This is a genomic window from Zafaria sp. Z1313, assembly GCF_050563205.1.
Classification (GTDB): domain Bacteria; phylum Actinomycetota; class Actinomycetes; order Actinomycetales; family Micrococcaceae; genus JAZDCJ01.
In genome coordinates this window covers 1-11119 of the sequence record NZ_JBNWUK010000014.1, presented here as the reverse complement: position 1 = coordinate 11119, position 11119 = coordinate 1, and the positions used below count along the sequence as shown (strand labels likewise).

General features: G+C 73.9%; 8 protein-coding genes. All 8 read left to right on the top strand.

Going from position 1 to position 11119, the window contains the following annotated elements:
- Positions 1 to 42 precede the first annotated feature (42 nt).
- The gene (locus tag ACQ3I4_RS12390) at positions 43 to 933 is read left to right on the top strand and encodes a glycosyltransferase family 2 protein (protein WP_329860481.1); all 891 of its coding nucleotides are present in this window, start codon (positions 43 to 45) and stop codon (positions 931 to 933) included.
- The gene (locus ACQ3I4_RS12385) at positions 930 to 1925 is read left to right on the top strand and encodes a glycosyltransferase family 2 protein (RefSeq protein ID WP_430633622.1); all 996 of its coding nucleotides are present in this window, start codon (positions 930 to 932) and stop codon (positions 1923 to 1925) included. The genes ACQ3I4_RS12390 and ACQ3I4_RS12385 overlap by 4 nt, the downstream gene beginning before the upstream one ends.
- Positions 1918 to 3210, top strand: coding sequence for a hypothetical protein (locus tag ACQ3I4_RS12380; protein ID WP_329860478.1), 1293 nt, complete (start codon positions 1918 to 1920; stop codon positions 3208 to 3210). Before ACQ3I4_RS12385 ends, ACQ3I4_RS12380 begins: the two co-directional genes overlap by 8 nt.
- Positions 3207 to 5348: a hypothetical protein gene (locus ACQ3I4_RS12375; RefSeq protein WP_430633621.1), complete on the top strand. Its 2142-nt coding sequence runs from the start codon at positions 3207 to 3209 to the stop codon at positions 5346 to 5348. The genes ACQ3I4_RS12380 and ACQ3I4_RS12375 overlap by 4 nt, the downstream gene beginning before the upstream one ends.
- 5 nt (positions 5349 to 5353) lie before the next feature.
- Positions 5354 to 5755, top strand: coding sequence for a hypothetical protein (locus ACQ3I4_RS12370; protein WP_329860476.1), 402 nt, complete (start codon positions 5354 to 5356; stop codon positions 5753 to 5755).
- Positions 5737 to 5937, top strand: a complete 201-nt coding sequence (locus ACQ3I4_RS12365; protein ID WP_329860475.1) for a hypothetical protein — start codon at positions 5737 to 5739, stop codon at positions 5935 to 5937. Before ACQ3I4_RS12370 ends, ACQ3I4_RS12365 begins: the two co-directional genes overlap by 19 nt.
- Complete coding sequence (locus ACQ3I4_RS12360) at positions 5934 to 7139, top strand: glycosyltransferase family 4 protein (protein WP_430633620.1); 1206 nt, start codon at positions 5934 to 5936, stop codon at positions 7137 to 7139. The genes ACQ3I4_RS12365 and ACQ3I4_RS12360 overlap by 4 nt, the downstream gene beginning before the upstream one ends.
- A 357-nt stretch (positions 7140 to 7496) precedes the next feature.
- Positions 7497 to 11119: NPCBM/NEW2 domain-containing protein (locus ACQ3I4_RS12355; RefSeq protein ID WP_430633619.1), on the top strand; the 3623-nt coding region annotated here is incomplete at its 3' end.

Below are 11119 nucleotides of genomic sequence, written 5' to 3'. Positions count from 1 at the left end.
GAGCTGGCGAGACCGCCTTCCGAGGAAACATTGGGGAAAATCATGCATGCTTCCGGACCCACGCCGAACCTCTCCGTCGTGATCCCGACCTACAACGAGGCCGCCAACATCGGCCACGTGCTCTCCGGACTGCCGGAGATGGTCGATGAGATCATCATCGTCGACGGCCACTCGACCGACGGCACCATCGAGGCCGCCGCCGAGGTGCGCAACGACATCAAGTTCGTCTTCCAGACCCGCCGCGGCAAGGGCAACGCCATGGTCGCCGGCTTCTACTCCGCCTCGGGGGACCGGATCGTCGCGATCGACGCCGACGGCTCCATGGAACCCCGTGAGATCCCGCGCTTCGTCGATGCCCTCGACGGCGGCGCCCACTATGTGCGCGGCAGCCGCTTTATGCGCGAGGGCGGCAGCACCGACATCACGCCCCTGCGCTACGCGGGCAACCAGGTCCTCAACGGCTTGGCCAACGTCATGTGCGGGACCCGCTTCACCGACCTCTGCTACGGATACGTCGCGCTGCGCCGCTCGGTCCTGGACCTCATGCGCTTTCCCGACCCCTTCGACCCCGGGCTGGGCCGGGTCTGGGGCGACGGGTTCGAGATCGAGACGCTCATGGCCATTCGCGCCGCGAAGGCGGGCCTGCAGATCTCGGAGGTCCCGAGCTTCGAGGCCGACCGGCTCAACGGCGAAAGCAACCTGAACACCTTCAAGGACGGCGCGCGCTGCCTGCGCACCCTCATCACGGAGGGCGTCGCGCCGCAGACCATCTCCCGGATCCCGGAGACCGCGCCCGTGCCCGTCCTGAGCATCCCCGGCGTGCACGAGGTCCACCCGGACCTCGTCTCCGTCGGCCGGCGCATCGCCGACAGCGCTGCCGGGGCCCTCCAGCGCGCCGCCGAGTCCGGCGCCGCCGCACGGCGGGCCTCGTGAGCCGCCCCGACGCCGCGCCTGCACCCCAGCGGGTCAGCGTCGTCGTCTGCGCCTTCACGGAGCGACGCTGGGACGACCTCTGCAAGGCCGTGGCCTCGCTCGGGCGGCAGAGCGTCGCCCCGGAGGAGGTCGTGGTGGTCATCGACCACAACGAAGCCCTCCTGGAACGGGCCCAGCGGACGTTCTCCCACGCCACCGTCGTCGCGAATCTCGCCGAGCAGGGACTCTCCGGCGCGCGCAACACGGGCATGTCGGTGGCCTTGGGGGACACCGTCCTGTTCCTCGACGACGACGCCTCGGCGGACCCCGAGTGGCTCCGCGAGATGACGGAACCGCTCGTCGACCCGGACGTCGTCGGAGTGGGCGGCTACGTGCTGCCCGCCTGGGACGGCGGAGTGGAACCGGCCTGGTTCCCGGAGGAGTTCTACTGGGTCGTGGGCTGCAGCTACCGGGGCCTGCCCGGCGACCGGCAGCCGATCCGCAACCCCATCGGCGCCGCCATGGCCTTCCGGGCCCCCAGCGTGCGCGCCGCGGGCGGCTTCTCCAGCACGCTCGGGCGCATCGGGGACAAGCCCGTGGGCTGCGAGGAGACCGACCTGTCCCTGCGGATCTCCGCGCGCGAGCCGGACCGACGCGTCGTCCTGGCCCGCACCGCCGTCGTCCACCACCGCGTCCCGAAGGACCGCCAGCACCTCGGCTACTTCCTCCGCCGCTGCTACTGGGAGGGCGTCAGCAAGGCCGTCCTCGCCAGGAGGATCGGCGACGGCGGGGGCCCGGGCCTCTCGAGCGAACGCACCCACGCGCTCAAGACCCTGCCCACCGGGATGCTCCGCGCCGTCGTCGAATCCCTCGCCGAGCGCCGGCCCGCCCGGGCACTGCGCGCCGGGGCGATCGTGCTCGGCCTCGCCGCGACCGTCTTCGGCTACGCGAGCGGGACCGCCCGGAAGGGGACCGACGTCGTCCAGGACGGGAAGGAGCCGGTCCATGCCTGAGACCGTGACGGCGCAACGTGGCCGGGGGGGCCGCCACGTCGCCGTCCGGACGAGCGAATGGAGCTCCCCGGTCCTGCGGGGCGGACTCGCCCTCACCCTGAACAGCATCGCCGGCGCAGCGCTCGGCCTGGTGTTCTGGGTCCTCGCCGCGCGCCTGCTGCCCGTGGCCCACGTCGGACTCGGCATGGCCACGGTCGCGACCATCACGACCGTGGCCAACCTCGGCCAGCTGAACCTCTACCAGACCGCCGGCGTCCTGCTCGCAGGGAGCACGCGCCGCCGCCGCCTGTCCCTCGAGCTCACCGGGCTCGCAGCCGGCGCGACCGCCGTCGTCGGCAGCGGCGCCCTGCTGTTGTGGACCGTGACGGACCTCGGCGACGAGCTCGTCGTCGGCGGGCCGTTGATCCTGGCCTGCGCGCTCGGATGGACGCTGTTCGCGCTCAAGGACGGGCTTCTCGTGGGCCTGCGCGGCTTTATGGCCGTGCCCGTCCTGAACACCGCGTACGGGCTGCTGAAGATCGCGGCCCTCGTGCTGACCGCCGCCGCGCTCGGCGGCGCCTCGATCGTCCTCGCGACGTTCCTGCCCATCCTGCTCGTCCTGCCCGTCGCCGCCTGGCTGCTCCTGGGCCGGACGCGGGAGGGGGGCGCGCCCTTGCCTGCCGCCTCCTCGGCCGGGGCGCCGAGCGGCCTGGACCGGCGCTTCATCGGCGTCGACTACCTCGGATTCGTCTGCCTGCAGCTGTCCACGACGCTGCTGCCGTTCCTCATCCTGTCCTGGGCCGGCGCGCACGCGGCGGGGATCTTCGCCGTCGTCTGGCTCCTCGTGGTCATGCTCGACACCCTGGCCCACAACGCCGGCGTCCCGCTCGCCTCCGAGGCCGCGCGCGACCCGCGCTCGGCACGCCGCCTCGCCGGGATGATCGGCCGCCGCGCGTTCGCGCTCGTCGCCCTCGGCGTGGCCGGCACGCTGCTGCTCGCCGAGTTCATCCTGGGGTTCTTCGGCGCCGAGTACGCGGCGGACGGGGCCACGGCCCTGCGCCTCATGGTGCTCGCGAGCCTGGCCCGCTGCTACACCGTCCTCACGCTGGCCCTGCTGCGGGCCCGCCGGCGCGCGGGCGCCGCGTCCGGCGTCGAGGCCGTCCACCTGGCGGCGCTGCTGTGCGCGGCCGCCGTCCTCGTGCCCGCGCACGGGGTCACCGGCATGGCCGCCGCCTGGCTCGTCGCCCAGGCCGCCACGGCCGCCGCCGCCTACTTCACACGCGAGACCGGGGGGAGCACTCGATGAGCAACGGAGCACTGGCCTTCGACGGCACGGCCGACCGCAGGGTCGCCGCGCCCGTCAAGGGCGCCAAGAAGCGGACGGGGAAGGACATGCCGGCCTCCCGCGGAGCGGGCGGGAAGCGGGGGCGCCGCGCGGCCTCCCCGGCCACCGCGCCGTCCGGCCCGGCGTCGTCGCCCGGCCCCGCGACCGCGTCCGGCCCGGGTTCGTCCGGCCCGGGTTCGTCCGGTCCTCAGTCGTCCGGCCCGACGTCGCCCGGGCAGACGACCCCGCCCCGCCCCGCGCGCACCCCCGTCCCACCCGCCGCCGCGTGGGCGAGCCTCACGGCCCTGATTGTCGCCGTCTGCCACGTGGCGGTCGCGGCCGCGAACCCCGCCGAGGGGCCGCTGCCGCTCGGCATCATCCATGCCGTCCCCGCCACGTTCTACGTGGCCGTCGCGGCGTCCACGGCCGCCGTCGTCGTCCTCCTGCGCCAAGCGCGCGAACTCCCGCTCCTGCTGGGGCTGAACACCGCCGTCCTGGCCGCCGTCCTGCACGGCACCACGCCGCTGCTGGAGGGGTGGGCGCGCTTCCCGACCGCGTGGCTGCACGCCGGCTACACCGAGTCCGTCATGGTCAACCTCGACGTGGAGCCGCAGCTCGGCGCGCGCTTCAGCTGGCCCGGGTTCTTCACCGCCGCGGCCGCGGTCCTCTCCGGCAGCGCCGACGGCGTGCCGGAGCCCGTGCTGCGGTGGGCTCCCGTGTTCTTCCAGGTCCTCTACCTGGCGCCCCTGCTCGTGATCGCCCGCCGGCTCTGCGCCTCGTGGCGCACGGCCTGGCTCGCCGTCGCGCTCTTCGGCTTCGCCAACTGGGTGGGGCAGGACTACTTCGCCCCGCAGGCCTCCGCGATCCTCATCTCGCTGACCCTGCTCGCGCTCGTCCTCGGCTTCCTCACGGGCCCGCCCAAGGTCCTGCGCTGGCCCGCCCGCCTACGCCGCGGCTCCGGGGCCCGGAGTACGACGCCGGACGCCCCGCCCGCCGCCGCGGGCACCCGTGAAGCCGTGCCGGCCGGGTCCGGACCCGGCGCCGCGCTCGCGGCGGCGACGGCACCCGGGCGCGGCCCCGGCGTCGTGCCCGGCAGCGCCAAGGTCCCCGTCGGCACCCAGACCGCCGCCGTGCTGCTCATCACCCTGCTCGCCGCCGCGCTCGCCGCGAGCCACCAGCTCACGCCGTTCGTGCTCGCCATGCAGCTCGGCGCCCTCTGGATGGCGCGCCGCCTGCGCTCGGTCCTCCTGCCTGTCCTCGTCGGCCTCACCGCCCTGCTGTGGACCTCGTGGGGCGCGATCGACTACTGGATCTCCCATCTCGACGACGTCTTCGGGCAGGTCGGCGACCCCGGCGCCGTGTTCCAGAACACCGTCGCGCCCAAGCCGCAGGTCTCCGAAGAGCACGCCCGGGTCCTGGACCTGCGCATGCTCTACGTCGGCCTGCTCGGCGTCGGCGCGTTCGCCGGATTCGCGCGGGCGGTGCGCGCCGCCCGGGGGCTCGACCTCACCGTCCCGCTCCTCGCCGCCGCGCCCGCCGCGCTCGTGCTCCTGCAGGACTATGGAGGCGAGGTCATGCTGCGCGTCTTCCTCTACGCCACGCCGTTCGTCGCGATCCTTCTCGCCCAGGCGTTCGCGCCCGCGCTGCGCCTGGGGTGGAAGGCCGGCGTCGCCGTGGTGCTTGCCGCGGCCCTCGCCTCGCCCCTGTTCCTCGTGGCCAAGTACGGCAACGAGTCGTTCGAACGGGTCACGCCCGAGGAGGTGGCGCTCGGCGAGTGCCTCTACCGCTCCGCCCCGGCCGGCACCGCGATCCTCGCCGTCAGCCCGCACCTGGCCTGGCAGTTCCGCGACGTCGCCCGGCACTACCACCTCACCGTCAACGAGAAGTCGTTCGACGTGACCGACCCCGACGGCATCGGCTGGCAGCTCATGGAGGCCGACGGAGGCGGCTACGTGATCGTCAGCGAACCGCAGATCATTTACGCGCAGCGCGCCCTCGGCGCGCCCGCCGACTGGGGCGAGACGCTGGCCGCAGGGCTCGCCGCCGACCCGCGCTACACCCTGGTCTGCTCCAACGGGGCCGGGGCCGCCTACCGCTTCCAGCCGGAATCAGGAGAGTGAGAGCCATGCAGGACACCAGGGAACAGCCACCGGCCGTCGCACCGCCACCCCGGCGCTCGCCGTTCGCCGTGCGGCGCGCGCTCCTGGCGCTCGTGCTGGCGTGGGGCCTCGGCGCCGTGGCGCTCCTGGCCTCCGGGGCCACGGGCGCGTGGGCGTCGGGCGTCATCGCCCCGTTCATGCTCTTCGGCGCCGGGGTGGCCATGGTCGCCTCCGGCTTCTGGAACCACGAGGGCGCCCTGCGGATCGCCGTCGCCGCCGGCGGCGGAATCTCCGCCGTCATCGTGGTCAGCCAGCTCCTGGTGCTCACCGGGGACTACTCCCCGCAGGCGATCGCCGGCATCCTGACCGCGGCCGTTGCCCTGATGTGGGCCGTGATGGAGGTGAAGCAATGGACTACGCGTTCCTGACCAGTCCCGCGGCACTGCTGCTGTGCCTGGCCTCGCTCCCGCTCCTCGTGGGCGCCTCGATCGCCGGGCTCCCCAACAGCCCGATCCAGCGCGCCCTGTGGCCGCTGCGGATCGCGGCGAGCCTGGCCGTGCTGCTGGCGATCGTGCTGATCGCCGCCCGCTTCGTGGTGGTGAGCGCATGAGCCGGATCGCGCACGTGAACCTCGGCGGCTCCGCGTCCGCCGCGGATGGGATCGGCGCCGTCGTCGCGACCCTGGCCGCCGAACAGGAGAGGCGCGGTACCACCGTCCTGGTCCTCGGACCCGCGTGGGCGGAGTCCGATGCCGGCGAGCCGCCGCCGCTGTTCCGCGCCAAGCGGGAACTGGCCCGCTTCGCTCCCGACGCCGTGCACTTCCACTCCGTCTACCGGCCCGCGCACGCCCTGCTGGCCCTGTGGTGCCGGGCGCACGCCGTGCCCTACGTCGTTTCACCGCATTCCGGCCTGGCCGCCGCGGCGCGCCGCCGCCAGGCCGTGCGCAAGGCGTGGTGGATCCGGCTCGTGGACGCGCCCATGCTGCGCCGGGCCCGCGCCGTGGTGTGCCTCAGCGGCCAGGAACGCGACGACGTGCTCGCCGCCGCGCCGCGCGCCGGGACCCGCATCGTCGCGAACCTGCTCGCCGGCGACCCGGCCGACGTGCCGCGCTGGACCGGCGGCATCGGCGGCACCGGCGACCCGGGCGCCGCGCCCCACCCGTCCGGCGTCGTCGCCCCGGCCGGGGACGGCATCCCGGCGGCCCCGGGCACGGGCGGGGGCCCCGGCGTTGTACCGCGTCCCCGCGTCCTGACGCTCGCCCGGTACGACGTCCACCAGAAGGGACTGGACCGGATCGCCGAGCTCGCCGCCCGGCTGCCCGGGATCGACTTCACCGTCCACGGGACCTTCGACAAGAACGACCCCGACGGCGCCCGGCGCCTCATCGACGCCGCCCCGCCGAACCTCGACTTCGCCGGAGTCGTCACGGGGGAGGAGAAGGACCGCGCGCTCGCCGGGGCCGACCTCTACCTCCAGCCCTCGCGCTGGGAGGGGATGTCCGTCGCCGTCCTCGAGGCGATGCGCGCGGGCGTCCCCTGCGCCGTCTCGCCCGAGGTCGCCCCGACGCTCGGAGCCGACGGAGCCGCCGGCGTCTGCGTGCTCCCCAACGAGCCCGACGACGCCGCGCGCACCCTCTCCGCGGCCCTCGCCGACCCGGCCGCCGGACGCGCCCGTGCCCGCGCCGCGGCGGCCTGGGTCCAGCGGACCACGGCCCCCGGGGCCATCGTCGAATCCCTCGCCGCCGCCTACGGCATCGCCGCCCGCGGCAAGGCGAGCGGACGGAGGAGGGCGGCGGGCATCACCGCGCCCTAGGCGCGGACCGCGGCGCCTGGAAGCCGCGGCCAACGGGCGCCGCGGCGCCACAACAGACGGCGCCGCGGCGCCGAGGACACAACGGATCACACGCTGGTGGGGGGAGCCCCCGGTGTACTCGCAAGGAGGCAAAGGGACATGGGCCAGGAGACGTGGAACGAGCAACGCGGCAACGGGAGCGGGCCGCCGCCACGGGGCGTGCGGGGGCGCGCCGCTGAGGTGGGGCGCGCTGGGTTGGCGCGCCGTGCGGCGGGCGCGGAAGCGGGGCCGGGCGCATCCGGTCGCGGGAAGCGGGCGGCCGACGCACCCGGTCGCCGGAAGCAGACGACCGGCCGGCCGGGATTCCGACGCCGGGGCGTGCGTTCCGTCGTCGCCGCGGCCGTGCTCGCGCTCGTCGGCTCGATCCTTGTCGCACTGCCCGCGGCGCCGCCGAGCCACGCGAGCCTCACGGGGCTGCCGCCGGGCTTCATCGACGAGCAGGTCGTCGGCGGGCTGCCGTACCCGACGGCCGTCGCGTTCACGCCCGAGGGCGGGATGTTCGTCGCGCTGAAGTCGGGGATCGTGCGCGTCGTCGAGGACGGCGGGCTGCTCGCCGAGCCGTTCATCAACCTCTCCGACATCGTCCACGACAACGACGACCGCGGGCTCCTGGGGCTCGCGGTCCACCCCGAGTTCCCCGCCGAACCGTACGTGTACCTTCTGTACACCTACGACCCGCCGGGCGTGAACCCGGACCAGGGCTGGCCCGTAGCCGGCCGCGTCTCCCGCCTCGAGCGCTTCACCGCCGACCCCGCCCACGGATACCTGCGCGCCGTGCCGGGCTCCGGCGTCGTGCTCGCCGGCACCAACAGCATCCGCGAGAACATCGGCAACGAGAACGACGGCCGCGACGACGCGTTCGTCTCCTGCATGACCGGCGGGACCCTCGCCGGGGAACCGATCCGCGACTGCCTGGCCTCCGACGAGAACTCGCACACGATCGGCTCCGTGGCGTTCGCGCCCGACGGCAGCATGTTCCTCACCAACGGCGACGGCGCGAACTACAACTCGATCGACCCCCGCGCCCTGCTGACCCAGGACCTCGACTCGCTCTCCGGCAAGGTCCTGCGGATCGACCCCGCGACCGGCGACGGCCTGCCGGACAACCCCTTCTACGATCCCGCCGACCCCGGATCCAACCGATCGAAGGTCTGGTCCTACGGCCTGCGCAACCCGTTCCGGATGGCCATCCACCCGGGCAGCGGCGCGCCGTGGGTCGGTGACGTCGGCTGGGGGACCTGGGAGGAGATCAACACGGGCAAGGGCGCCAACTTCGGCTGGCCCTGCTACGAGGGCGGCGCCGCTTCCGGCACCGAGGGCGCCAACACGGTCAGCCTGCAGCAGGGCACGTACGCCACGAGCCAGGCCACCGCGGCCGGCTGCGCGGCCGTCTACGCCCAGGGCGTCGACGCCGTGACCGCCCCGCGCTACAGCTACGACCATTCCGCCGGTGGCGCCTCCGCCAACGCGGGCACCTTCTACGAGGGGTCCTACTACCCGGCCGAGTACTACGGCGCCTTGTTCATCACCGACTACGACCGCCGCTGGATCCGCGCCGTGCACTTCGACGAGGGCGGGGCGGTCTCCGAGGTCGGCACGTTCGGGCTCGCCGCCTCGACCGGATCCGGACCCGTGCAGCTGCTCACCGGGCCCGACTCCAACATCTACTGGGTCAAGTACTCCTCGAGCGGCGGCGAGGTGCGGCGCATCCGGTACGTCGGAGCGGGCAACTTCCCGCCCACGGCGATCGCCACCGCTGACCGGACGAGCGGGACCGTGCCGCTGACGGTCGAGTTCAATGGCGCGCAATCCTACGACCCGGACGGCGACTCGCTCAGCTACAGCTGGGACTTCGGCGACGGCAGCCCCGCCAGCACCGAGGCCTCGCCGACGCACGTCTACACCGAATCCGGCGTCCACACCGCGCGGCTCACGGTGACGGACGACAGCCCCGAGCAGCTCAGCCACACCGCCGAGGTGATCGTCAGCGCCGGCACGGATCCGCCGATGGCCGAGGTCGCCTCGCTCGCGCCCGAGGTCTACCAGGTCGGAGACGACCTGGTGTTCAGCGGCGGCGGGCAAGCGGCCGGCGAAGCGATCCCGGTCTCCGAGCACCGCTGGGAGGTCCGGCTCTGGCACAACACCCACATGCACTACGTGACCCCGACGTGGGCCGAGGACCCGGAGCAGCCGGGCATCAGCACGGGCTCCGTGGAGGTCGACGAGCATGGGGACGAGACCTGGTACGAGATCTGCCTGACCGTCCGCGGGCCGAGCGGGCTCGAGGACGTGGCGTGTCGCGCTGCGCACCCGGACCGGCTGGAGTACGAGGTCCACACCCAGCCCGAGGGACTCGCGGTCAGTTACGAGGACGAGGGCCTGCAGGTCCACGGCCCGGCCGTGATCCGGCCCGTGCGCGCCTCCGAGCAGACGCTGTCCGTGGCGCCGATCCAGGCCCGCCGGACGTTCACGGGCTGGAGCGACGGGGTCGAGTCCAGGTCGCGGAACTTCACCGCGGGGACCGATCCGCGCAGCTTCACGGCCGTCTACGAGAACCTGCCCCCGACCATCTCGGTGCAGGCCCAGGGCGCGCTCAGCGGCCCCGCGCCGCTGACGGCCCGGCTGACCGCGACCGTCGCGGATCCGGAGAACGACGCCCTGACGGTGACGTGGCTCGAGGACGGGGAACCGCTGGGGACCGGCCTGGAGCTGGTCCACGACTTCACGAGCCCCGGGGAGCGGACGGTGACCGCCGTCGTCACCGATTCGCTGGGGGCGCAGGCGACCGCCGCCCTCGAGTACAGCGTGGGCTCGCCGATCGGGATGCCGGATCCCTGGCAGACGCGGGCCGTCGGCACGCCCTATGACCCGGGTGCCGCGGCGTTCGACGGCGCGGTGCTTTCGCTCGGTGTCGGCGGCACGGACATCTGGGGAACGGGCGACCAGTTCCGCTACGTCTACGCCCCGGCCGAGGGCGACTTCTCCCTCACAGGGCGCGTGGCCTCGCTCGACGTCCACGACGACTGGGCGAAGGCCGGGATCATGCTGCGCAACGGGCTCGGGGCGGACGCCGCGAACGCCGCGTTCGTCGCGGCCGGCGGCGGGCTGGCGATGCTCCAGCGCCGCGCCGAGGCCGGCGCGCCGACGTCCGTCGTCGGCAGCACGCAGGAGTACGACGCCGGATGGCTGCGCCTGGAGCGAAGCGGCGGCACCGTGACGGCGTCCCTGTCCGACGACGGAGCTTCCTGGACGCCGTTCGACACCTTCGACTGGGCCCCGGTGCCCGGCCAGTTCGTGGGCTTCGCGCTCTCCTCGCACGGCGGGTATCCGCCGGCGGCGGCGCAGTTCGACTCGATCGCGCTGGATGCGGGGGATCCGACGGATCCGACGGATCCGACCGAGCCGGGCGAGCCGACGGAGTCGGCGTGGGTCTCCGAGCTGGAGCTGATCGACGTGTCCAACGGCTTTGGTCCGGTGGAGCTGGACCAGTCCAACGGCGAGGACGGTTCAGGTGACGGCTTGCCGATCAGTATTGGCGGGACGGTCTTCGAGCGTGGCCTGGGAGTGCATGCGGCGAGCTCGGTGTCGGTGCTCCTGGGCGGCCAATGCGCGGTGTTCTCCGCGGTGGTGGGTGTGGACGACGAGGTCGGTTCCAATGGCTCGGTGGTCTTCCGGGTCCTCGGCGACGGGGAGCTGCTGGAGGAGACCGGGGTGTTGACCGGTTCGGATGACGGAGTGGGGCTGTCGGTGGACATCACCGGGGTCGACCGGTTGACGCTCGAGGTCACCAATGCGGGCGACAACGACTGGTGGGACCACGCCTCATGGGGCAGCGCACGCGTCGAGTGCGGCGCCGTCGATCCGACCGATCCGACCGATCCGACGGATCCCACGGACCCGACGGATCCCACGGATCCGACCGACCCGACGGATCCCACGGA